This window comes from Mesorhizobium sp. 113-1-2 (genome assembly GCF_016756475.1).
Classification (GTDB): Bacteria; Pseudomonadota; Alphaproteobacteria; order Rhizobiales; family Rhizobiaceae; genus Mesorhizobium; species Mesorhizobium loti_C.
In genome coordinates, this window is record NZ_AP023242.1 from 1,917,589 (window position 1) to 1,940,352 (window position 22,764).

Consider the following 22,764-nt stretch of genomic DNA (forward strand, 5'->3'; position numbering starts at 1 on the left):
ATCCACCCATGCTGATCAATCCCACCATCGACATGCTGCGAGAGCTCGGCCTTTACGGCATGGCAACCGCTTTCCAGGAACTCGACGCACAGTCCGAAGTGCGCGGCCTCGAGCACGGCGAATGGCTTGCCATGCTGCTCGAACGCGAGGCGACCATGCGCCGTCAGAAGCGTTTCGAGGCTCGCGCCAGGGCTGCCAAGCTTCGCCATGACGCGCAGATCGAGAATGCCGACTTCCGCGCCGCACGCGGCCTCGACCGCAATATGTTCATGGCGCTTGCCGGCTGCAACTGGATCAGAAAGCATCACGGTCTTCTTGTCACCGGGCCAGCCGGCGTCGGCAAAAGCTGGCTTGCCTGCGCTCTTGGCCACCAGGCCTGCCGGGAAGACTTCTCAGTCGCCTACCACCGGGTTCCCCGGCTGTTCGCCGCCCTCGCGCTTGCAAGAGGCGACGGGCGATACGGCAGGATCCTCAAATCTCTTGCCAGGACCGACCTGCTGATCCTCGATGACTGGGGACCGGAAAAACTCAATGACGACCAACGCCGCGATCTCCTGGAGATCGTTGAGGATCGCTACGAACGACGCTCAACCATCGTCACAAGTCAGGTGCCCGTGGATCGCTGGTGGGAAATTATTGCAAACCCAACTTTGGCCGACGCCATCCTGGATCGCCTCGTTCACAACGCCTATCGCATCGATCTCACCGGTGAAAGCATGCGAAAACAGCGCCCGCCGATCGTCCCCGAAAACACCGAAGCTTGACCTGAAACAAAACCCAACCCAAACATCAACGAGACCCAGGATCAGACCGAAAACTGGCCGCCTTCAAATCGGAATGGTGGCCGGAATGAAATCGGAATGACTGGCCGGCTTCAAATCGGAATCGGTGGCCGGCTTCATCGGAATACGCATGCTTGTTTGGAATCTGCCAAGGAGTACGAGATTTCGCTTCGCCTCAACCCGAACGAAGCGATCATGCGATGAAGAACATAGCTGGGGCAGTTCGCGCCTACCGGGTCGAAACGGGAGAGCGGGCACAAGAAGCCCCGGCGGCTATCGCCTCGGCGAGGGATTTGCCACTTCCGTTCAAGCCGTCGGTGGCCGTGCTTCCCTTCACCAAATGTCGTCCGCTTGGCTAATCTCCTTGATTTCGAGAAACATCGTTACTTTCACGCCCCGATATCGTAGAATATGTGCGAGACACCGGGCGTGAATATGATTGCGGTTAGTGGTTGGGCAGCCCTGCGACGAGAACAAGTATCAACGCCCCGGCAATCACTCGAAATGCGCCGACAACGCCTCGGACAGAAAAGCTTTAGGCGTCGGCATCTCGTCGATAGTTTCGGCTAACGCCCTCCGGGCGATTGCACCCAAGCTTTCGCGTGAAGTGCTGAAACCCGTCACCCATTTGACTGCCCGCCGTCCCTTGTGAGCCTAGCGCGTAAAGGCCACTTCTTTGTCAGGACGCCTTCCCGATAGTGGAATGACAGCTTCGTATGGTCTCTTCCGGTTAGCTGTCAGTCCGCCATCGGCCCAACGCTGCCGGTCTGCAATGCGCCGCATGTCAGACATCGATGAGTCTCGGACTGTCCGCCTATGCCGTAGGAACGCCTAGCATTGCTTTGCATGACCGCGCAGGCGCCGGGATTTGACTCACGGACAGCGCGGGGTAAATATATTAGCATCTTCAAATATTAACCGGTGGGGCGATGTCAGCAGGAAGAAGCGGCAAAACTCGATCGTCTAGCGCCGCCGTCGTTGACTACGACCTGATTATTGTCGGCGGTGGTCTGGCGGGCTCTTCACTTGCCATCGCCCTTGCAGGCCACGGCCTCAGGATTCTCATCGTCGAGCACCAAGAAAAGTTCAGGGACCGAATCCGCGGCGAGGTGCTCATGCCCTGGGGAAGTCTCGAGGCGAAGCGCTTGGGTATCTATGATCTGCTTCTTGAGAGGTGCGCCATTGAGGCAGCATACTTTTCAAGTTTCACAAATGGCTCAGCCCCCGTAGTGCGTGATCTGCTTGCGACGACTCCGGCTGCCACCTGCTGCGTGACATTTCCACATGCCGAGATGCAAGCTGTCCTCCTGAAACGTGCCGAAACGCTCGGGACCGCGGTAAGGCGCGGGAACGCGGTCTCGGGAGTGACATTTGGAGATCTGCCACGGCTTCGTATCGGAGGCGACGCCAGAGAGTTCTCTGCCCGCCTCATCGTTCTAGCGGACGGACGGGATTCACGGCTGCGGTCGCATCTCGGCTTCCAGGTACTGCACGACCCTGAGCAACTGGTCACGGCGGGCATGGTTCTGGAGGGTAACATTAATTGCTCGGAGTTCCTCGCCCGCGAGGCGAGGCCGACGGCGAACACTGTCAATCTTTTCTACGATCCCGCGGGCGGGCGAATGGTAATCGCCATGCGCATCGCGCCCAGACGCAACCGAATTTATCTCATCTATCACAAAGATGTCCTGCCGAAGCGGCTGTCCGGCCGCCATTCGGTCGATGAGATGATACGGCAGCTGAAGGCGGTCGGCGCTCCCGGCCATTGGTTCGATAGGGCACGACAAGTTGGTCCGTTCGCCAGCTTCGACGGATCGCACCGTTGGGTCGAGGACCCATACCGAGATGGCGTTGTTCTGGTTGGCGACTCAGCGGCCGCCACTGACCCTGCCTGGGGCAGGGGCTTGTCGAGGACACTTCGGGATGTGCGACTGCTGAGGGACCGATTGCTGGAGAGCTCCGATTGGAGATCGGCAGCGGAGACCTATGCCACGGACCATGACGACTTCTACGGGCGGATGCGGCGACTGGAGGCGATGCAGACAGCCTTGCTGTTCGATCGTGGAGATGCTGCTGACAAGCGACGTAACCACGCATTTGCGCTTTTTGCCGGCGATCCGACGCGCGTTCCGGACGCGCTGGGGCTGGGGCCGGAGGCGCCGTCGGACGACCAGGCGCGTGCTCGCTACTTCGGGGAGATATGAAATCGTCGGCGGAGACGTCAGATAGGCAGCGACCTATCGCTGGCGCCGCGTTCTCTCACACAAACCAATGGAGGGCGACGTGAGGCAGTTCGACTTCTTTTACTTCTTCGGCAGCGGCTATGCCTACCTTTCGGTGATGCGCATTGGAGCGATGGCCAGGCAGGCGGGTATTGCCGTGCGGTGGCGGCCTTTCAATGTCCGGACCGTCATGGCCGAAAACAACATAGCGCTGCGTACCCAGGTTGCGAAGGTCTCCTACATGTGGCGCGACGTGGCGCGGCGGGCGGCTACCCATGAGGTGCCCTTCGTCAAGGCACCGATCTGGCCGACGGATCCCGATCTTCTCGCCAACCGTGTTGCTATGGTGGCGGCGGAGGGCGGCTGGTGCGAAGCCTACACACTGGCGAGCTTCAGGGCCTGGTATCTGGAAGGAATGGCGCTGGGCGATCGCGCCCATCTCGAGCATGTGTTGCCGCCGCTCGAAAAGGACGTGGACGCTGTGTTCGCCGCGGCCAACGCGCCTTCCGCTCATGAGCGACTCAAGGCCGAGACCGATGCGGCGCGAGGCTACGGCATCTTCGGCTCTCCGGCCTTCGTTGTGGACGGCGAGACCTTTTGGGGCGACGACAGGCTCGAGGAGGCCATTGCCTGGGCCGAGGGCCGACATAGGCTGCAGCAGGCGGAGTGACACCGATATCCACTCGATGTTGGCTCGCCGCGATGTTTTTGAGCATGCTGGGGTAACGCGACCGCACGGTCACGGTTCCAGGCTCTGGCAAACGGGGTGGCTGTGTTTGCATAACTTGTGGCAGAAAAGTCACGCAGCTTGAATATGCAAGGCTTCAACTGGCGCGAGCTTAAAAACCAGGTGAGCCAGGCGTACCGTTTTGGCTATCCGCGAGCAAATGGGGTGCTCGTGACTCCTCCCTAACTAGCGCCCGCTGCCTCTGGTGGCGGGCCTTTTCATTCGGCAACGTTCGCGGGCGTATGTTCAATACATATTCGACGGATAAGGTAAAAAGTGAGCTAAGTACGCGGAACATTCTTAGCGGGGCAAACATTCCATTGGTCAGTTAGCCCAGCGAGGCTTTCTTGACTCAACGACGGATCGACAAGGAGAGAATCGAGCGTGCAGATCGCGAGTCAAAGCTCGCGATCGAGGCCGAGCGCGTAGCCAGGATTGCCAAGACGGAGTGTCTGCGTGCACAGCGCCTTTCTGGCGGAACCACCCGTCGAAAACTCGGCTCCGGTCAAGCGTCGTCGACCAGCCGCGAAGAAGCCAGCCCGAAAGGTTATCGACGTAGAGTAAGGCGGAACTTAACCCTGCACGTCAGCATATTCGACAAGCCGCATTGGCGCACAATCCTGACCACAAAGGATGACGGTGAAGCCAAGGCGCTGGAGCAGGCGATGTATCAGGATGGTGCGAAGACGCAGGTCGAGGAGATGGAGGGAAACGCGCGCGGGTGGGGCTCTGGCAGAAAATGCGGAAGGCAAGGATCAGCCAAGGCGTGGAAGAGCGGGCGGGCTGGACATGGCCGCCTCCTACGGCGCCATTTGCACAATCCAGATCATATCTGGCTGAGCGCACTTATGCGACGCTGCTCGAAGCCCTCAACGGTCATTGCGTGCCCCCGGCGGAATGTTCCCGTGTCCGTACTCTGGACACTCCCAGGCGCCGCTAGGTTCGCGGCAAAGAAACATTGGGGTCGACAGTTCATAGTAGCCCTGTCCATAATAATCCGGGTAGCGATCACGATAATAGTCAGAATTGTCGCCGTAGTCCTCGTCATAGCTACTACCGATGCCAATATCGCTGCTAGTCGGGTGACGGGCCCAACCTTTGGCGAGCGGGGAAGGTTGCCGCGGAAGTTGTTCAAATGGAGACGTAATTTACCAATGTTCAAGGCCCTTTCTCTCCACTCCGACGGTGCCGTGGTTTAATGACGTGGCGGTAGTGCGGTGGTGCCTCGCGAGCCGGCACCGTGCCGAATCGCGAGGAGCCTTTGTCAGTTGGCGTTTGCGACAGGTGCCACCAGCGGCGTGATCCGACGAATCGCGACGCGACGGTTCTGTCGTTCCGGTCCTGTCGTGTTCACCTTAAGATAGCGTTCGCCATAGCCTTGGGTGGTCAGATTCTCCGGTGGTATGCCGAAGGACTTGGTGAGGGCCTCGGCAACCGCCTCTGCTCGCTGGTCGGATAAGGCCAAGTTTGCGTTGTCGCTACCAACAGCATCGGTGTGGCCTTCGATCAAGAACGTTTCAGCAGGGTTCTTCTTCAGCAGCCGCTCCATTGCGTCTGCCACCCCTTGCAGTTTTTTGACTTCGCTTTCAGAGATCGATGCCGAACCGGTCTCGAAATTCAAAGTGTCGAGATCAACGCGCCGCGCTATATCGCGTACACGGGCCGAGCGCTTGACCTCGTCGACCGAGTAGAGGCGCTGGACTTTTTCCACCGGCGGCTGTTCGAGGAAGTTGTAGTAGTCGCCTGGATCCTCGACCAGTTCCGAATCCAGGATGTATTGGTTGCGCGGGATGGTGAGGCGGATCGGTGGCAGGTCATCTGCGGGATCGCGCCAATTGTGCAAGTCCTGGTAATAACTCTCGTCGACATAGCTCAACACATACTCGTGGCCATCGGGGGTGATGCGCGAGCGCTGTATGACGTCTCCGTTGCGGTTGCGGATCGTGACGACTTGATCGCCATTGTCGCGAATGATCGTCTCGCGGGTGCGCCCACTCGGCAGATCCTCGTAGTACACATCCTTGGCGCCACGTTTCATGCGTGGAGTTTCGTTGCTCTCGACAATCGTCTGGTTGTTGAACTGGACGATAATGCGACCTCCAATCTCCGAGAGGACATCGGCGCCTTTGGGGCGTTCGGGCAGCTGGATATCAGGCGCCTTGTCACGGCGAGTGCCCTTTTCTTCTGTTACCGGTGCGACCTTCGCAGGCTTGATCTCCTGTTGCGCTGACTTGTCGTCGGCAGGTGGCGGTCCCGTGTCTACCGGTGCAGCCGCAGGCGCGGTGGCCTGATCGCTACCCGACTGCTGAACAGGTTGGGTGCCGTCCTTGCCCGGACGTTTTGCATCCTTCTGGCTGTCGAAAATTGGTGCGGCGTTGGGGTCCGTTGCGGCCTGGCCCTGAATTGGCTTCTCATTTGGGGTTACAGCTGCCGGTTTACCATCGGCTGGTTTTCCGCCGGCGGGAAGCTTCTGATCGGTTGAAGGTTGCGCTCCAATCGCAGGCTGATCCGGTGCAGCTTGCCCTGCGGTGGGTTTCTTTTTTTGCTTGGTCGTGGTTTCCGACGGCTGTTTGCCCTGGGCCGGGGCTGGCTCAGCAGGCGCCGAAGCCGGTGAGTTCTCCGAAGGTGCCAGAGCTGCAGGCGGCTGGGCTTGCTTCATCGGAGCCGATTTGTCGAGGGCGGGCGCTTGCTGGTCAGTGGGCGCGGGTGCAGGCTGGGGCGCCGGCTCTACCGCTGGTGCAGGCTTAACCTTGGGGGCAGGTTCTGAAGAGGCTTTGGGAGTGGGAGTTGCCTCAGATGCCGGGGTTGCTGGTTTTGGTTGAACCTGGGGTTTCTCTGTAGGCTGTGGCTCGGTCGCAGGAAGTGGAGCAGCGTTTTCGGACGGAGCCTGTTGCCTCAGGGCGCAGGCTTCAGCGGACTCGCCCTCCTTGCACTTCAACTTGATCAGGACGAGCGGTTTAGCAGCAGTGACCTGTGCCGCGCCGAATGCTGCGCTGCCAAGCAGCGGGAACACGCCCAACGGCGCGGATGAGACCAGCAGTCCGAGTGCGGTGCTGGCCAATATCCTTGGTCGGCATTTCATTTTCAATTCTCCGTGTGGTGTCCCGTCGATATGCAAACTGCGCACTGCCAGAATGGTTCCGCCGCCGGAGAGCCGGTCCACTAGCAGGGCGGTCTCCATCAAGCCGAACCCAGATGCCGCGTCGTTTTGGGTTGCTTTGCTGCACAAGATTTACGTCCGAATTCGGGAGATTTACCGGCCGTGTATTGCAGCCCTAAGGGATGCCCAGGGGCATGAACCCGCGCGAATGGCGCCAGTCTGTCGAGAAACGCCTGAACGACCTCTTGGACCGCGCTATGAGCCTTATTACCGCGCTGGATCTCATGGAAGCCGATTGCGACCTGGAGGACACAGCCGACGAAGAATATTCGCGCGGCTGGCCGGATCGTGGTCCCGGCGGTGCCTATGGCTGCCAGTGCGACGACCGCGAGGAAGAGAACGAACACGGCGGGGATATCCTCGATGTCGGCCATGATGGCGATGCCGATAGCGAGCCGTGGCTTGGCTGGGGCGATCCCATGGCCCAGAACGGCGTGGCGTTGAAAGCGTGGTAGGCTGGAGGACACCCCGGACTTTTGTGGCGTCGGCAAGTTCAACGGCGACGGCGGTGACGAAGCGCGCAGGATGCTTCGCGGACGGGCGCAATGAACCTTCACTGACAGTGGTGGCACCGGCCAGTGCGGTTGCCAACTGGTACGGCATCCCTGTGAAGGGGAACTGAAGGCGGCGGATAACTTTTCCGCAAGCAAGCCCGCTGCCTCACGGTGGCGGGCTTTTTTAATGGAACAGGACGCAAACAAAACGGCTGGTCCGTGTTGCAGTCATGTTGCAACGACAACAAGGGACAGATCGGGACATGCCCGAAAATCAAGGGTTTGAGCGTTACGGGGCGGGAAAACCCATGCAACACGTTTACACGGATGCTTACTGATTAGGGGCTGATTTCATTTAGAAAATCGTTGGCTGGGGTTTCTGGAAGCTTTTCGAATTTTCTCCGTCGTGCCTCAGCCCGAATTGCGTGTGCTTATCGGACAAATTGGGACATTGGAGTCGTTTTTAGAAAAAGCGTGAGGCATCGACTTCAGGCGCGCGTGCCTTTCTGGTCGTCCACGTCAGAAAGAAACCCTGTGGCTCCGCGTCCTCAAGGCCGCCTGTGCGACACACTACGGCTAACAGACTGTGGGGTTGTGCCCGTCCACACCCGAAACGCCCGGAGAAAAGAATCGCCTGCTGAATATCCGTTAGGTCCGCCGTGCGAAAAACAGCATGGCAGATCGCCAATTGGAACGAAGGCGTGCGATGAGCGTTGTATGCGTCGTTTCTAATAATATCGCCAAAAGGGGGTCGGCGTTGCAGATAAGTGGGGGTAGCGACAAACTGACAGCGAGGTTGGACGAACTCAGCGCACTTTACGTGCTGACGGATCGTCTATACCGGGCCAAGTCAAGCCACGAAGCTTTTGAAGCCGGCCTGGATGCCATTCGCGACGGTCTTGGTTGCCAACGTGCCTCCATGCTGCTCTTCGATGAAGCTGGCGTGATGCGGTTTGTCGCTTGGCGCGGCCTGTCTGAACGGTACAGAAAGGCTCTTGAGGGGCATTCCCCTTGGGTCGCGGGCGAACGCAACGCTGATGCCATCTTTGTTCGGGATATTTCCGAAACAGAAGAACCCGCCGTCGTCAAAGAGATGATTGCCAGCGAAGGCATTGTCGGCTTGGCGTTTATTCCATTGACAGTCCAGGGCGAGGTAGTGGGGAAGTTCATGACCTACCACCAACGCAGCCACTCGTTTGCCAGCCACGAAATCGATCTCGCGACGGCAATTGCCAGACAGATCGGTTTTTATCTCGAGCGCACGCGGTTAGAACAGGCTCGAAAAGCTGCCGAAGAAGATTTGCGAGCATCCGAACAGCAGTTCCGACTTATGTCGGAACATGCTCCAGTGATGATCTGGACGTGCGACGCTTCAGGCAAATGCACCAATTTGAACATCATGCTTCGCGATTTCTGGGGCGTCGAGACAAAGGATATTCCCAAGTTTAATTGGCACCCCACCATCCATCCTGATGATGCTGCCGATATCGGGGCCAGGATGGCCCAGGCGTTGGCTACGCAATCAGCCGTCTCCGTCCAGGGGCGCTACAGGAATTGCAAGGGAGAGTATCGCGTTCTGCTCACAACGGCTCGTCCTCACTTCTCCGCAAGTGGGATATTCCGCGGGCTGATCGGCGTAAATGTCGATGTAACGGAACGTGACCATGCAGAGATGGCGATGCGTCATAGCGAGGAAAGGTTTCGATCAGCGGTAGAGGCCGCCCCAAGCGGGATGGTGATGACAGGCGAGGACGGGCGCATCGTTCTCGTCAATCGTCATGCAGAAGCGCTGTTCGGCTATGATCGCGACGAGATGGTCGGGCAAGGCATCGAGATGCTGGTGCCGGATCGCTATCGTAGCTCCCACCCAGTGTTTCGCCGCGGATATGGCGATTTTCCGTTGGCACGGCCAATGGGGGCGGGCAGGGATCTTTATGCGCGACGAAAAGATGGAACAGAGGTTCCAGTCGAGATTGGGCTGAGCCCAATCAAGACGAGTGAAGGAATGATGACGCTCGCCTCTGTCGAGGATATCAGCGAGCGAAGGCGGTCGGAGGCGCACAGAGAATTGCTGATGGCTGAACTCAACCATCGTGTGAAGAATACGCTCGCGGTAGTCCAGAGTATTGCCCATCAGACGTTCAGGGGAACGAAAGCGGCCGATGCACATGCCGCATTCGAAGGCCGCCTCATGGCCCTTTCGGCAGCGCATAACATCCTCACGCAGACCAGTTGGGAACATGCCTCGTTGGACCAAATTGTTTCCGACAGCCTGCAGATCAAAGGCGCGTTCTCCAACCGGTTTTCCACGGCCGGGCCTGCAATTTTCTTGCGGCCTAACCAGGCCCTTTCGCTGGCGTTGGCCTTCCATGAGTTGCTGACAAACGCAATCAAGCACGGCGCCCTTTCAAACGAGGCCGGGAGAATTTCCGTAGAGTGGCTTTGCACCGGCAAACCGAAGCCAAGGCTCAAGCTGGTTTGGAGCGAACTCGGCGGCCCCACGGTTTCTGCTCCCACCAAGCGAGGCTTTGGCTCCCGCCTTATCGAGCGGGGCTTGGCGGCGGACCTCGAGGCCGAGGTGGCGATGGTGTTTCAACCTCAGGGCCTCGTCTGCCGGATTGATGCTCCCATACTGGAAGGAGTGATCGCACAATGACAACACTGTCTGGCCGACGTGTACTCATCGTCGAAGACGAATCGCTGATTGCAATGATGGCCGAGGATTTTCTGATTGAGCTTGGGGTCGCCGTTATTGGCCCTGCAACTTCCATCGACGGTGCGATTGCGATGATCGAAACCCAAGAAATCGACGCGGCGGTCTTGGACATAAATATACGTGGGGAGAGGAGCGACCGCGTTGCCGAAGCCCTTCGGCTTCGAGGCATCCCGATCGTGTGCGCGACTGGATATGGCGAGGGTGCGGCTGAGTTCGCGAAAGGATCGACGACTATCGCCAAACCCTATTCCAAGGAGAAGTTGGACCACTCGTTGCGGGCTCTCTTTGGATAGCGGGGAGGGCCTATTGGCTGATGTCGCTCAGGCGGCGGTTCGCTATCTCGGATGAGCACTCGGGAATCAACTTCTTGGATCAATGGATCGCCATCCACGACCCTAAAACGGCTGGCGCTGATGTCATCTCTGTTGTCGATTTAACTGAGAAGCTTTTCGCGGACGCCAAGGCCAAAGGCATAAGCAGCTCCGGCATCGAGGAAGAGACCGGCAGTGTCTATGAGGCAATCTTGGACGCGATCGTCCATCACGATCCTGGCTCGGCTGACTAACTAGCTAGTGCTCGGATATGATCGCTCCAATGACAAAGGGCTGGACGTTCCAATCTCTGGTCGACAGCAAGATGACCGTGACGGCGTTCTGCAGCGATCCGGCATGGCATCATAAGCAAGTGCTCGACCTGGTAAAGCTCCGTGACCGCTTTGGCCCGGATGCGATAGCAATGGAATGGATATCAGGCCGAAGCTTCGCTGCAAGAAATGCAACGGGAACGACGTCGGCTTGACCTATACGCCGAACACCAGCCCGACCGGCTACGGCAAGACCAAGGGTGGATAAGGATTGGAGCGGAGCCCCGGCGCTGGGGTGAAAGCGCCGGGGCCTTGTGGGCATGTACTCACTACCTATCATGTCCGACTATTATCGTGGGCTAATATGGTCAACAAACCATGAAGGACCACGGCCGATGACCGACGAGCCGGAGACGACCTACGTAGTGAGCATCTAAGAAGCGCGCCATTGGCGCACAGTGTTTACCACCAAAGATATGGCCAAAGCACTCGCCTGGGCGAGGAGATCGGCGACAAGGTGCGGGTCGAGGAGATCAGGCCGAAGCCAAAGAAGCGTTGAGGTGCGCGATGGAACATTAGGCGTCGCTGATGGTTTCTAATGCGGCAGAGGCCCACCCGCGCCTCGGCAAGTCCCGCGCTCCATTAACCTGTGGGACGCCCGTCGCTGCCGTGAATGGGGCGGCGGGTTCTGCCGCCGCTCCCCAAGCTGCCAACTGAGCAATAGTTGGGATCACATTCCATCAGCTCCGCACGACCGTGTATAATACCCCATTCAGACAGAAGTGGGCGGCTTGGACCGTCCGCCGCTAGCCAATCAACTCAATGTTCGCTGGTTTCTGTGGACTTCATGCTGTTCAGTTCGAATGCCTGCTTTCCCTTCGCGGCCCAAAGGCCCCGCGCATGCCCGCCTTCATCGCTCTGCAGCTTGGCGGCGATCCAAAGCAGCGCTCCATAAATGATGGTGCGATCATCATTTGTCGGATCGACAATGCCTGCCTTGACGACGAGACCGCCAAGTTCGATCAGGTGTCGGGTGCGCTTGCGCCGCTCGGCCTGCCAACTCCGCATATCATGCCGAGCCAGTGCCGCCTGCCGGCGATTGAGTGCCGCCCGGTTGCGCCGGAGCGCCGCGAACGTTGAGCTTAGTTGCTGGAGCAGCTCCGCGGGACCTGCTCTCGAAAAACATCACCCCACGCTTAGCCCATGCCTCACGCTTTGAGGTGTCTTTCGTCTCAGTGATTGCGACGAGTGCGCCGGCCAGTTCGTCGGTGCTGAGCTGATCGGCCCCGGTGGCGATGACCAGCTCGCCAAGTTGCTGCACCTTTCGCGTTTTGAGCTCTCGCGCTTTGTCTTCCAGCGCCTTCAGTTCGGCGTCGAAGTCACGTGGTTTTCGCATGGCTGTCTCCAACGGTTGTCGATCTCTGGATGATAGTTGAGCGCCTGCCGGAAGGCTTCAGGGTTGCCGAGACAGCCCGGGACGGGCTGGTCCATCCCGAGATTTTTTCGAGGGAGGGCGCGCTTATACGTCGTGCCGACGTACGCTTTCGCGTGCAAATGATCCTGTCGCGATGGCGATCTATCATCTTCACGTCAAGGTCATTGGCCGCAAGGCAGGCTCAAGCGCTGTCGCGTCGGCCGCCTACCGCTCGGCTTCGCGGTTACGCGACGAGCGCATCGAACGCACGCATGACTTCTCGGCCAAGCGCGGCGTTGTCCATTCCGAGGTGATGGTGCCGGACAATGCGCCGGCTGCGTGGAGCGACCGCGAGACGCTGTGGAACGATGTCGAGGTGGTCGAGGTACGCAAGGATGCGCAGCTTGCCCGCGAGGTCGAGTTTGCCCTGCCACGTGAACTCAGCCAGGCGCAAGGCATCGAACTTGCGCGCGACTTTGTTCAAGCGGAGTTTGTCAGCAAGGGCATGGTCGCCGATCTCAATGTGCACTGGGACAGGGCAGAGGATGGCAGTCCCAAACCGCATGCCCATGTCATGCTCACCATGCGGTCCGTGGACGAGAACGGTTTTGGGTCAAAGGTTCGAGACTGGAATGCTACCCAGCTGGTCGAGCGCTGGCGCGAGCGATGGGCGGAGCTGGCTAATGGACGCCTGGCCGAACTCGACATCGACGCCCGCATCGATCATCGCAGTCTGGAAGCGCAGGGCATTGCCCTGGAGCCGCAAACCCAGATTGGTGCGCCCGCCCAACGCATCGAGGGCAGTGGCGTTGCTGCTCGCGACATCGAAGCAGATCGCGCCGAACTGCATCGCGAGATCGCCCGCAACAATGGCGCGCGCATCATTGCCGATCCATCCGTGGCGCTCGATGCTATCACCCATCAGCAATCGACCTTCACCCGAAAAGACATCGCGAAGTTCTCGCATCGACACAGCGACGGAATGGAGCAGTTCAACGCGGTGGTGGCAGCCATCGGCAACGCACCCGATCTGATCGAACTCGGCAAGGACCGGCGCGGCGAAGACCGTTTCACCACAAGGCAGATGATCGATGCCGAGCAGCGCCTCCACCGCGCTGCGGAGCGTATCGATTTGGACGAGCGACACGCGGTGAGTGATGCACATCGCGAGGCAGCGCTGGCGCGGGCTGCGCAACTAGGGCTTGTCCTTTCGGGCGAGCAGAGTGATGCACTGGATCACATCACGAATAGCCGCGGTCTTGCTACCGTTGTCGGCTTTGCCGGAACGGGCAAGAGCGCCATGCTGGGCGTTGCGCGCCAGGCCTGGGCTGCGGCAGGCTACGAGGTTCGAGGCGCCGCACTCTCCGGCATTGCCGCCGAGAATCTCGAAAGCGGTTCAGGCATCTCGTCACGCACCATTGCCAGTATGGAGCATGGGTGGGAACAGGGTAGGGATCTGCTCACCTCGCGTGACGTCCTGGTGATCGATGAGGCCGGCATGGTCGGCACGCGCCAGTTGGAGCGCGTGCTCTCGCATGCCGCCAACGTTGGCGCAAAAGTCGTTCTCGTCGGCGATCCGCAGCAACTGCAGGCAATCGAAGCGGGCGCTGCATTCCGCTCGCTTCACGAGCGTCGTGGCGGTGTCGAGATCGGCCAGGTGCGGCGCCAGCGCGAGGACTGGCAGCGTGATGCCACGCGCGATCTGGCAACCGGCAGGATTGGCGCTGCGATCAGCGCCTACGACGCGCAAGGCATGGTGCATCAGGCTGCATCGCGCGACGAAGCGCGAGCTGAACTCGTTGAGCGCTGGGATCGCGATCGGCAGGCAGAACCCGAGGCAAGCCGGATCATTCTCACCCACACAAACGACGAGGTGCGTGCGCTCAACCAGGCAGCGCGCGAGCGCATGCGCGCTGCGGGAGAACTCGGCGACGAGGTTCAGGTGACTGTCGAACGAGGTGCAAGGAACTTCGCCAGCGGTGACCGGGTCATGTTCCTGCGCAACGAGCGCGGACTTGGGGTCAAGAACGGCACGCTCGGTGTGATCGAAGAGGTCAGCACGCATAGCATGACCGTGCGCATCGACGACGGCAGGTCGGTGCGGTTCGACCTGAAAGACTATGCCCACATCGACCATGGCTATGCCGCGACCATCCACAAGGCGCAGGGCATGACCGTCGACCGTACGCATGTGCTCGCAACGCCTGGCATGGATGCACATGGCAGCTACGTCGCCCTGTCGCGGCATCGAGACAGGATGGACCTTCATTATGGCGGCGACGACTTTGCCACTAGAGAACGGCTCGTCCGGACGCTGTCACGGGACCGCGCCAAGGACATGGCTTCGGATTACGAGCAGGTCGACCCGGCGCAGAGCTATGCCGAGCGGCGCGGCATCACGTTCCGCGAGCGCGTGGTCGAGATCATGCGCCGGATCGTTCCGGAGAAGCTGCGCGACAGGATCGGCGGATTGCTGGACGGGTTGCGCTCGCCCGGAGACGACGAGCCCAGGCACGAACGTGGACCTGGGCCGGGAAGGGAGATTGTTGGGGTGCGGATCGGAGATGGCGCTGCCGCGCCGCAAAGGGAGAAGCCAGGGCCGGGTGTACAGCGCAACACGGAAGCACCGCTGGATCCGGAAGCTGCGTTGCGCGGCGCTCGTACGCAAGCGCTTGTGCGTCACGCGCGCGCGCTCGACGCGATCCTCAGTACTGGAAATGCGGACGGGCAGGGGACTCCCGAGCAGATGGGCGAATTGAGAGATGCGCGCAACGCTTTTGAGAAGGTTCGGCCTCATGGTTGGCGCGATGCCGAAGCGGCTTATGTGAAAAATCCCGAGCTGGTTCGTGAAGCGAGCTCCGGCCGCGTTAGCCGCGTCGTGCTTGCTCTCCAGCTTGAAACGGAAATCCGCACCGGGATGGACATCGATCCCGGCCGCCGTGCCGACCGTTTCGTGGAACGTTGGCAGACGCTCGACCGTACGGGACAGGAGCAATATCAGGCCGGCGACATGTCGGGTTACAAGTCAACGCGTTCGGCCATGTCCGATATGGCCAAGAGCCTCGAACGCGATCCGCAGCTGGAATCCCTCCTTGCCAATCATAAGAAGGCGCTCGGCATTCAGATCGAATCCGGCCGTCGTCTCGGGGCGGAACTCGCCTTTTACCACGGCATAGGGCTCGGCCGAGGCAAAGGCATCGGAATCTGACCTCCGATTTGCCGCCGTTTCCACGCCGTAGGCGAGTGAGACGACAAGCCTGATTGCCTGCGGCATGGGTTCGTCCAGTCTGTCCCAGCAGAAATCAGCAGCAACCAGCGACGTGCAGGCAAGTTATGTCCGAGCCGGATCGTATCATACGCCTCAAAACCGTCCTTGCCCGGGTCGGCCTGTCCCGTTCAACCATCTATCGCAAGATAGCCGAAGGCACGTTCCCGGCTCAGATCAAGATCAGTGTCAACGGGGCTGGCTGGCGTGAATCCGAGATCAACCGATGGGTCGGAGATCCAGTTGCATGGCGAACAGAGCGTTAGGTCTGATTGCGAGACAGACGAACACCCGGCCCGCCGCCGTTCTCTGGGATGAACTCTATTCCCGCTGCTTCGAATGTGTTTCGTAGTGCAGAAACGGTAGTCCCCTTTAGTTGTTCTCCCCGCTCAAAGCGGGCAACAGTATCAGGTGAGACCCCGGCATTTCGAGCCAAGTCTCTCGTCCCCCACCCAAGGGCAACGCGCGCCATCTTGCACTGGATGACGTTCATTTCGTAACGTCGATACGATTTGCGTTGATCTGCATCGTCACTTGAGATATCGTAACCCTGATACGATTATGGGAGTCGCTTACTGCGGCTGCTGATGGTGTTACGACCACCCTCAGCAGCCTTGCCACGCCCCAAGCTGTTAGGAGCTCGGATCATGACTGATTCCGACAATAGCACGACTTTGCCTTCCGTCACGACCAGTCGCCGCGATCGGCAGACCGCAAGTGAGCCTGGACGTTTGGAGGATGCAGACCCAGCAATTCTGGTGATGCGAGGCTGGTCGCGGGCACAGCACGTTTCGCACGTCCTTTGCCGACTTCAGCAGCGCCTAGAGAGGCGCGTTCTCGACGCTGCAGACCCAGAAGGGATAGATGAGAAGGTCGGTTATTCAATCGCTTGCCAAGCGGAGGTAGAGGCCACAACTGCGGCTCTAAAGCTTCAGGACAAACTCCCCCACATACAGGCGCGGTCGCTTCTTGGCATCGTCGCCAAGCTCGAAATCATCGCTGGCGCGGATCGCGACATCGACGATCCAACAGACTTCCCCTGGCCGCACATCGCGTCGGTCCTCCGTGATTTGAAAAAGATCGCGGGCGGCCTTCCTCTTGAACGGCCTGAGCGATCCGTCGTTCAGGCTGACTGTAAGCGATTTCAAGCGAAAGCGGCCGATCTGCTCGGTCTGGAAAAGCATGCATCTAAATTGCGTTTGGGGGCGGCAACCGTCGTTGGCACCAGCTCAGGATAGGAATCCTTCTGTCCACCGTGTTTGTTCAACCGACGCGACTAAGTGATAACCCGCGTTTTTCGTTACGACAGGTTGAGCCAGAGTAGCGGATCAGGGCGAAGTATGTCCGAATAGCACGCCTTGCTATCCCTTTCTGCGAGCGCCCATTGTGGCGAATTCCCTTGTCTCGCGCATAAGCACATCTTGCGAGACATGGAGGAGCTACGTTTTCTTGGCAAACTTGCTGGCCCGCAGCCATCCTGCCGACTGCTATCGTTCCGGGTGTTGTGTCCCCCGCTATTATTGCCCCGTTGCAAGCTGTTCCTGCAATGGTGGTGAAGTCCCGGAAGCGGGTCTTGCGCAAGGCGCCCGACCGGGCGATTCTGCGCCTTGCAAGCGCGCTCGCTCGCCAAGCAGCCCGCGAAGACCATGCGCGAGAACAGGCCGAGAAAACTCACCATGAATCGGACCGCGATCTACGCACGCTTCTCAACCGACCTTCAGAATGAGCGATCGATAGACGATCAGCTCGCTTTATGCCGTGCATACGCAGAGCGTGAGGGATTGAACGTTGTCGCAACGTTTGACGATAGAGCACGCTCCGGTGGTTCCGTCCTGGGCCGTGACGGTCTACTTCACCTCATGGACAAAGCGCGTGAGCACGAATTCGACGTGCTCGTCGTAGAGGCACTTGATCGGCTCTCGCGCGACATGGAAGACCTTGCTGGCATTCACAAACGCCTTTCATTTCTCGGCATCGAAATTCGTGCCGTCCACGAAGGCGTAGTGAACACCGTCTTGGTCGGCCTACGCGGTCTTGTTGGCCAACTCTACCGGGAGGACATCGCTCACAAAGTCCGTCGGGGCCAGGCCGGTCGGGTCAAAAACGGACTCCATGCCGGTGGATTAACCTATGGCTACTCTTATGTGCTCGGCGACCCTGGAAAGCGGCTAATCGCCGAGGACGAAGCGGAGATCGTGCGTCGTATCTTCAGGGAGTATGTCGGTGGACAGACCCCGCGTGACATCGCCCACAAACTCAATTGCGACCACATCCCACCGCCTCGTGGGCGAGCCTGGAATGCATCTACTATCAATGGAAATGTGCAGAGAGGGACGGGGCTGCTTCACAATGAGCTTTATGCTGGCCGCTTGATCTGGAACAGGGTCAGAATGATCAAGGATCCTGACACGGGGAAACGTGTCTCGCGCCCAAATCCCAAGGGCGAATGGCGAGTGGTCGCAGTGCCCGACCTCGCTATTGTTCCGTCCGACCTGTTCGACGCAGCACAAGCACGCAAGAAGGCGCGTGCAACCACCCATCCAAGCCACCAGCGCCGACCACGGCACATGTTGGCGGGGCTCCTGAGGTGTGGTGCCTGTGGTGCGGGTATGTCGTCAAAAGGGGTGGACAAGTCGAAGCGCATTCGTATCCGCTGTTCCGCTGCGACTGAAAGCGGAACATGCGCCGATCCCAAGACCTTTTATTTGGATACGGTTGAAGCTGCAGTCCTGAACGGCCTTTCCGCCGAGTTGCGCCATCCCGATGTGATTGCCCAGTACGTCCACACGTATCACGAAGAACGGAAGCGCCTGGCCGCCGACACCGATGCGAGGCGCAATCGTTTGGAGCGACGGCTTGAAGAGCTAACTCGGGAGATCGAGCGGCTGGTCAACGCCATTGCCAAAGGCCACGGCGACCCAGCTGTGCTGGGACCGCAATCAACTACACTGAATGAAGAGCGCAAGGGCATGTTGGCCGAGTTGGATCAGGTACCCGCTGCGACCGGAGTGATCGCGCTGCACCCTGCGGTGCTCGCCCGCTACGAGGAACAACTGAACCAACTTCAGACCGGGCTTGCCAAGGGCATTGCTTCTGGCGATTCCGAATGTGCAGAGGCAATGCGTGACTTGGTCGAAACCGTCACGGTGTTTCGAAATCCATCGAGAACCGGCGGGGTTGAAGTCGAAATCGCTGGTCGGCTGACGGTACTCTTGGGCGAGAGTGCCTTCCCCCACGGCGTCAAAGGAGTGGGGGGAATGGTGGTAGCGGGAGAGCGCTACATCGCTAGACCCACTATCGAAGAAGCACTCTTCTGCTATCGGCGACGCTCAGCATAGTGCGTAAACGTCGCCGAAGATCGCTTGGAAATGGGTGGCTAGGCTCACGGTCCCGATTGGCTAACTGGCCTTACGGCGCGCCCGAGATTTGACGCAGCGAAGGGCAGATGAGCGACTACAAGGGCGCGGCGCTCATGCTGGATACCGTCCCACAGGCCAAGGCAATGCTCGGAGACAGAGGCTATGATGCTGACTGGTTGCGCGATGAGCTAAGCGCACGCGGCATCACTTCCCTGCATCCCCTCGCGGGTCAATCGGGAGGTATTCATCCCTCATGACACGGCTCTGCCACCAGCGACATAAAATTGAAAACATGTTCGGCAGACTCAAAGATTGGCGTCGCATCCACACCCGCTACGACCGATGCGCGCACACCTTCATGTCCGCCATGTGCATCGCTGCAACCGTCATCTTCTGGCTTGATCAATGAGTACTGAGCCTAGGCGACTGCCGAGCAACTTGTAGCGCCGCGCCGATGCCATCTGCTCCTATTCCAATGCGATCCACGGGTTGTTGCAACGTGACAGTGATGAGAATCGACCAGCAGGTCGCGCCGACAAGGACCCGCTCCCGACCTATTCGCAGCCGACAAGGCATACCAAGGAATGTCTGGGCCTATATCAAGCGCTTAGTCTGGTTGCCCTGCGTAGAATGTCGCCGCGAAAAGCCGTCGGCTATCCAGTCCTGATAGGCGACGCCCGGAAGACGTGCCCGACCCGGAAGGACAGCGATCATGAACGACAGCCTCTCACCGCTCGAAATCGTGCGGGCAATGGTGGATCTCGGCGCCGCCAAAGCTGCACACGGCGTTCCCGATCTTTTGATCCGCGGCATACTTTCCGGCGCGCTCCTCGCCTTCGCGACGAGTCTGGCCCTGCAGGGTGCGCTTCAGACAAATGTCGCGCTTGTCGGCGCTCTCATTTTCCCGGTGGGATTTGCCATCATCATCATCCTTGGCCTCGAACTCCTGACCGGGAATTTTGGACTGGTGCCACTGGCCGTCCTGGCTCACCGCACGACGGTCGGCCGGATGTTGGCCAACTGGTTCTGGGTTTTTGTCGGCAACATGCTCGGCTCGCTCGCCTTTGCCGGGCTGTTCTATGTCGTCCTGACCGATGTCGGCAATGCCGGGGCGGGTGCGCTCGGAGATCATCTGCGCGCGCTCGCCGAAGCGAAGACGATCGCCTATGCGCCGTATGGATATGATGGACTGGTGACCGGTTTCGTCAAGGCCATGCTCTGTAACTGGATGGTCTGCCTCGGCGTCGTCATGGGAACGAGTTCGAAGTCTGTCGTCGGCAGGATCGTCGGATGCTGGTTGCCAATATTCGCTTTCTTCGCGCTCGGATTCGAGCACTGCATCGTCAACATGTTCGTCATTCCCATGGGGATGATGCTCGGGGCCAAGATCAGCTTCGCAGACTGGTGGTACTGGAACCAGATACCCGTGACCCTGGGTAACATTGCTGGCGGATTCCTGTTCACGGGGCTTCCTCTCTATTGGACCTATCTGAGGGGCGGCGCAGAAGGCATGCCCGTCCCCGCGGCAAGGATGTCATTTGGCCCGGCCGAGTGATCGGGCCGGCACTCTCGCGAACACACCTCCTTCCTCAACATCGAGCTGCCCACATTGCATCGCGAAAGAATGTAGTCGTTTCGGAAAGAAGCCCTCTGTCGGGTTCGCCATGGTCGCGCCGACGGCACCCCAGCCGCACAGCAGCAAAAGCCAGGAAAGGCAGCCGCACATGGATCAGAGACCACACATGCAGTCCCGAACAAGCGGATGGTTGTGGCTGTCTAGTTCGTGTCCCATCGGGTTCGCGCCGGATCGCGAGTTGCAATCGCCGCCATTGCGCACCGCCTGATGACCACGAACATGACGCATCACGAACTTCCGCGCACTGCTTCGCGGCAGCCGCGTTTTCGCTCGGCTGACGCTTCTTCGGCAAGCGTCGCGGCCGAAATCGCCGACGAACGCAGGCGAGCGATCATCGAGGAGATTCCACGGCTGCGCGGCTATGCGCGCGCGCTGCTGCGGGACCGTGATGCCGCCGATGACCTTGTGCAGGACAGCCTCGAACGGGCGCTGTCGAGGATGGCGAATTGGACTGCAGGCGATACGCCACGCCGTTGGCTGCTCACGATCATGCACAATCTGTTCATCGACCAGTTGCGGCGCGCCAAACGCCATGCCCAGGCGGTGACCACGGTCTCAGAAACGATAGATGCGATCGCGACGTCGCCACAGGCCGACAGGCTCGTATCGGTCGATGTATTCTCGGCGCTTCAGCAGATCAATCCCGAACGGCGCGCAGCACTCGTGCTTGTCGCGGTCGAAGGCCTCTCCTACGACGATGCCAGGAAGGTGCTGGGCATTCCGGCGGGCACGCTGACGTCGCGGATCGCCAGGGGCAGAGAGGAGTTGCGCTCGATCCTCGAAGGTGTCTCGCGGCCAGGACGACCAGGGTGAGTGAAGAATGAACCGGCGCCTTTTTCATGACGAGCCAAGGCACCGGCCGTCCACGCCGGTGCGGCGTCATGGTCATATCCGGCGAACGGCGAAACCACTGTGTGGCCGGACCGCGGCAACCGCATCGAGAGCTGCTGGAGCGAGCAGGTGGGATCGAAAGATTTTCGCACGATACCGGATGACGACTTTGCCATCACTAGTGGTTTACGCTTCGAAGGCCCAACCGTTCTGCAATCCGTACCAGGTCGGGCAAGGTTCGGACCGCCATTTTCCGCATGAGATGCCCGCGATGGATCTTGACCGTAATTTCGCTGAGGCCCATCTCGCCCGCGATCTGCTTGTTCATCAAGCCCTTGATCACGAAGAACATGACCTCCTTTTCGCGAGAAGTCAGTGTTTGGTACAGGGCTGATATCGTCGCCGCTTCCTGGTCGGATTCCCACCTTATGCGGTCGTTCTCGAGTGCGCCGAAGACCGCATCAAGCATGTCCTGGTCCCGGAACGGTTTGGTCAGAAAATCGATCGCCCCGGCTTTCATCGCGCGCACCGACATCGGGACATCGCCGTGTCCGGTCATGAAGACAATCGGCATTGAAATGTTCGACTTTGCAAGATGAGCCTGGAAATCGAGCCCGCTTACCCCGGGCAACCGGATATCGAGCACGAGGCAACTTGGCGTTTCCGGCAGTTTGCCCTGCAGGAATTGGCTGGCGGAGGCGAACAGCTCGACATGCAGCCCCACAGACCTGAACAGGCCGCTCAGGGCATCCCGCACAGCGTAATCATCATCGATGACATAGACGGTCGACGCAAAAGCGGTCGACGCGGTTGGGCCTGGATTGGAACCTGCTTTCACGATAGCGATACTCCTCTCACGATTCCCGCTGCGGAATGGCACAGCGCCATCTTAGCATATTTGGCAACGAAACCCGCCAGGGCGAGACGTGGTCGCGACTGTCGGCAATGCCGAGGGAGATCGGACTGCTTCAGCGATGGTTCCTTCAAGTACACCATCAACACCACCGAAACCTGCCTCGAATTCAACCGCACAGGTTGGCGGCAATCTTCCCGGAACGAACGCAAGTGCCGATTTGGAGCGCACGCGACTTTGCTCCAAGAGCATGGAGATGGCCGCGCTTGGATCACCACAAAGAGGTCATTCCGGCTTGTTTTCGCGTGGCCAATTCAGCGCATCGGCAATGCACCGGATCATGGCAGCGGCGTCAAAAGGTTTGTAGAAGAAGCCTGCCGCCCCCGCGGCGAGGGCATTTTGCCGGGTGCGTTCGTCAGGATAGGCCGTGATAAGGATCACCGGAACGGTGTGGCCACGTGCCAGGAGCAACGTCTGCAGTTCCAAACCGTTCATTCCCGGCATCTGCACATCAGTAATGACACAGCAGGCGTCGGCGAGCCGGGGCGAATGCAAGAGTTCCTCGCCCGAGGCAAACAGGTTCGCGGCAAAACCGAAGGAACGCATCAGATTCGCAGTGGACGTGCGGACCGCCTCGTCGTCGTCAACAATGGCAACCATCGGAATTTTCGGCACTCGGTGTCCCCCCGGAGACTGTATCGCCAGGCGTCGCCCCGACGCGA

General features: G+C 59.5%; 20 protein-coding genes and 1 pseudogene. 15 read left to right on the forward strand and 6 right to left on the reverse strand.

Annotation, left to right across the window (positions count from 1 at the left end):
• Nucleotides 1–8: 8 nt before the first annotated feature.
• The 3 genes from istB (at nt 9) to JN279_RS09300 (ending at nt 3,674) form a co-directional block, all read left to right on the forward strand.
• Entirely contained in the window at nt 9–764 is a 756-nt protein-coding gene (gene istB, locus JN279_RS09290) for an IS21-like element helper ATPase IstB (RefSeq protein ID WP_202351540.1), read from the forward strand.
• Nucleotides 765–1,711: 947 nt separating this feature from the next.
• Nucleotides 1,712–2,986 carry an FAD-dependent oxidoreductase gene (locus JN279_RS09295; RefSeq protein ID WP_096449548.1) on the forward strand — a complete coding sequence of 425 codons (1,275 nt, stop codon included), beginning with the start codon at nt 1,712–1,714 and terminating at the stop codon, nt 2,984–2,986.
• Nucleotides 2,987–3,065: 79 nt separating this feature from the next.
• Nucleotides 3,066–3,674 carry a 2-hydroxychromene-2-carboxylate isomerase gene (locus JN279_RS09300; protein WP_202352584.1) on the forward strand — a complete coding sequence of 203 codons (609 nt, stop codon included), beginning with the start codon at nt 3,066–3,068 and terminating at the stop codon, nt 3,672–3,674.
• Between the two features lie 1,321 nt (nt 3,675–4,995).
• Here JN279_RS09300 and JN279_RS09305 read toward each other — a convergent pair.
• Nucleotides 4,996–6,960, reverse strand: a complete 1,965-nt coding sequence (locus JN279_RS09305; protein ID WP_342216345.1) for an OmpA family protein — start codon at nt 6,958–6,960, stop codon at nt 4,996–4,998.
• A 65-nt stretch (nt 6,961–7,025) separates the two neighbouring features.
• Between JN279_RS09305 and JN279_RS09310 the strand changes: the two genes are divergently transcribed.
• From JN279_RS09310 to JN279_RS09330, 5 genes are all read left to right on the forward strand, one after another.
• The gene (locus JN279_RS09310) at nt 7,026–7,346 is read left to right on the forward strand and encodes a hypothetical protein (protein WP_096449544.1); all 321 of its coding nucleotides are present in this window, start codon (nt 7,026–7,028) and stop codon (nt 7,344–7,346) included.
• 835 nt (nt 7,347–8,181) lie between these two features.
• Nucleotides 8,182–10,041, forward strand: coding sequence for a PAS domain S-box protein (locus JN279_RS09315; RefSeq protein WP_202352585.1), 1,860 nt, complete (start codon nt 8,182–8,184; stop codon nt 10,039–10,041).
• Nucleotides 10,038–10,394 (forward strand): response regulator, encoded by a 357-nt coding sequence (locus tag JN279_RS09320; protein WP_096449540.1) that lies wholly within the window; start codon nt 10,038–10,040, stop codon nt 10,392–10,394. The genes JN279_RS09315 and JN279_RS09320 overlap by 4 nt, the downstream gene beginning before the upstream one ends.
• A 20-nt stretch (nt 10,395–10,414) precedes the next feature.
• A complete protein-coding gene (locus JN279_RS09325) occupies nt 10,415–10,666 on the forward strand; it encodes a DUF768 domain-containing protein (protein ID WP_202352586.1) in 252 nt (83 codons plus the stop codon).
• Between the two features lie 29 nt (nt 10,667–10,695).
• Complete coding sequence (locus JN279_RS09330) at nt 10,696–10,899, forward strand: hypothetical protein (protein ID WP_244734469.1); 204 nt, start codon at nt 10,696–10,698, stop codon at nt 10,897–10,899.
• A 604-nt stretch (nt 10,900–11,503) separates the two neighbouring features.
• Here the strand turns inward: JN279_RS09330 and JN279_RS09335 are convergent.
• Complete coding sequence (locus tag JN279_RS09335; protein ID WP_202352587.1) at nt 11,504–11,752, reverse strand: conjugal transfer protein TraD; 249 nt, start codon at nt 11,750–11,752, stop codon at nt 11,504–11,506.
• Between the two features lies 1 nt (nt 11,753).
• Nucleotides 11,754–12,080, reverse strand: a complete 327-nt coding sequence (locus JN279_RS09340) for a conjugal transfer protein TraD (RefSeq protein ID WP_202352588.1) — start codon at nt 12,078–12,080, stop codon at nt 11,754–11,756.
• A gap of 172 nt (nt 12,081–12,252) precedes the next feature.
• Between JN279_RS09340 and traA the strand changes: the two genes are divergently transcribed.
• Both traA and JN279_RS09350 read left to right on the forward strand, forming a co-directional pair.
• Nucleotides 12,253–15,306, forward strand: a complete 3,054-nt coding sequence (gene traA / locus JN279_RS09345) for a Ti-type conjugative transfer relaxase TraA (protein ID WP_202352589.1) — start codon at nt 12,253–12,255, stop codon at nt 15,304–15,306.
• A gap of 125 nt (nt 15,307–15,431) precedes the next feature.
• Entirely contained in the window at nt 15,432–15,629 is a 198-nt protein-coding gene (locus JN279_RS09350) for a helix-turn-helix transcriptional regulator (protein WP_202352590.1), read from the forward strand.
• Here JN279_RS09350 and JN279_RS38165 read toward each other — a convergent pair.
• Nucleotides 15,626–15,856, reverse strand: a complete 231-nt coding sequence (locus JN279_RS38165; RefSeq protein WP_244734471.1) for a helix-turn-helix domain-containing protein — start codon at nt 15,854–15,856, stop codon at nt 15,626–15,628. The genes JN279_RS09350 and JN279_RS38165 overlap by 4 nt on opposite strands.
• A gap of 154 nt (nt 15,857–16,010) precedes the next feature.
• On the opposite strand from JN279_RS38165, the gene JN279_RS09355 reads away from it, so the two are divergent.
• From JN279_RS09355 to JN279_RS09380, 5 genes and pseudogenes are all read left to right on the forward strand, one after another.
• Entirely contained in the window at nt 16,011–16,601 is a 591-nt protein-coding gene (locus JN279_RS09355; protein ID WP_202352591.1) for a hypothetical protein, read from the forward strand.
• Between the two features lie 438 nt (nt 16,602–17,039).
• Nucleotides 17,040–18,701, forward strand: a complete 1,662-nt coding sequence (locus tag JN279_RS09360; RefSeq protein ID WP_202352592.1) for a recombinase family protein — start codon at nt 17,040–17,042, stop codon at nt 18,699–18,701.
• Nucleotides 18,702–18,802: 101 nt separating this feature from the next.
• Nucleotides 18,803–19,131, forward strand: a pseudogene (locus JN279_RS38170) (transposase); the annotation flags it as partial.
• A 303-nt stretch (nt 19,132–19,434) separates the two neighbouring features.
• Nucleotides 19,435–20,277: a formate/nitrite transporter family protein gene (locus JN279_RS09375; RefSeq protein ID WP_274608673.1), complete on the forward strand. Its 843-nt coding sequence runs from the start codon at nt 19,435–19,437 to the stop codon at nt 20,275–20,277.
• Between the two features lie 288 nt (nt 20,278–20,565).
• Nucleotides 20,566–21,171 (forward strand): sigma-70 family RNA polymerase sigma factor, encoded by a 606-nt coding sequence (locus JN279_RS09380; RefSeq protein ID WP_244734473.1) that lies wholly within the window; start codon nt 20,566–20,568, stop codon nt 21,169–21,171.
• Between the two features lie 196 nt (nt 21,172–21,367).
• Here JN279_RS09380 and JN279_RS09385 read toward each other — a convergent pair whose 3' ends face one another.
• On the reverse strand, nt 21,368–22,027 hold the full coding sequence (locus JN279_RS09385; protein WP_202352596.1) for a response regulator transcription factor: 660 nt from the start codon (nt 22,025–22,027) through the stop codon (nt 21,368–21,370).
• Between the two features lie 300 nt (nt 22,028–22,327).
• The gene (locus JN279_RS09390) at nt 22,328–22,702 is read right to left on the reverse strand and encodes a response regulator transcription factor (RefSeq protein WP_202352597.1); all 375 of its coding nucleotides are present in this window, start codon (nt 22,700–22,702) and stop codon (nt 22,328–22,330) included.
• Nucleotides 22,703–22,764: the final 62 nt, after the last annotated feature.

Excerpts from the sequence above, each read along its gene's own strand:
- JN279_RS09310 (WP_096449544.1), top strand. The coding sequence starts at position 7,026 with ATGAACCCGCGCGAATGGCGCCAGTCTGTCGAGAAACGCCTGAACGAC.
- JN279_RS09330 (WP_244734469.1), top strand. The coding sequence starts at position 10,696 with ATGACAAAGGGCTGGACGTTCCAATCTCTGGTCGACAGCAAGATGACC.
- JN279_RS09335 (WP_202352587.1), bottom strand. The coding sequence starts at position 11,752 with ATGCGGAGTTGGCAGGCCGAGCGGCGCAAGCGCACCCGACACCTGATC.
- JN279_RS09295 (WP_096449548.1), top strand. The coding sequence starts at position 1,712 with ATGTCAGCAGGAAGAAGCGGCAAAACTCGATCGTCTAGCGCCGCCGTC.
- istB (WP_202351540.1), top strand. The coding sequence starts at position 9 with ATGCTGATCAATCCCACCATCGACATGCTGCGAGAGCTCGGCCTTTAC.
- JN279_RS38165 (WP_244734471.1), bottom strand. The coding sequence starts at position 15,856 with ATGAACGTCATCCAGTGCAAGATGGCGCGCGTTGCCCTTGGGTGGGGG.
- traA (WP_202352589.1), top strand. The coding sequence starts at position 12,253 with ATGGCGATCTATCATCTTCACGTCAAGGTCATTGGCCGCAAGGCAGGC.
- JN279_RS09360 (WP_202352592.1), top strand. The coding sequence starts at position 17,040 with ATGAATCGGACCGCGATCTACGCACGCTTCTCAACCGACCTTCAGAAT.
- JN279_RS09350 (WP_202352590.1), top strand. The coding sequence starts at position 15,432 with ATGTCCGAGCCGGATCGTATCATACGCCTCAAAACCGTCCTTGCCCGG.
- JN279_RS09355 (WP_202352591.1), top strand. The coding sequence starts at position 16,011 with ATGACTGATTCCGACAATAGCACGACTTTGCCTTCCGTCACGACCAGT.
- JN279_RS09325 (WP_202352586.1), top strand. The coding sequence starts at position 10,415 with ATGTCGCTCAGGCGGCGGTTCGCTATCTCGGATGAGCACTCGGGAATC.
- JN279_RS09380 (WP_244734473.1), top strand. The coding sequence starts at position 20,566 with ATGACCACGAACATGACGCATCACGAACTTCCGCGCACTGCTTCGCGG.
- JN279_RS09390 (WP_202352597.1), bottom strand. The coding sequence starts at position 22,702 with ATGGTTGCCATTGTTGACGACGACGAGGCGGTCCGCACGTCCACTGCG.
- JN279_RS09340 (WP_202352588.1), bottom strand. The coding sequence starts at position 12,080 with ATGCGAAAACCACGTGACTTCGACGCCGAACTGAAGGCGCTGGAAGAC.
- JN279_RS09375 (WP_274608673.1), top strand. The coding sequence starts at position 19,435 with ATGAACGACAGCCTCTCACCGCTCGAAATCGTGCGGGCAATGGTGGAT.
- JN279_RS09320 (WP_096449540.1), top strand. The coding sequence starts at position 10,038 with ATGACAACACTGTCTGGCCGACGTGTACTCATCGTCGAAGACGAATCG.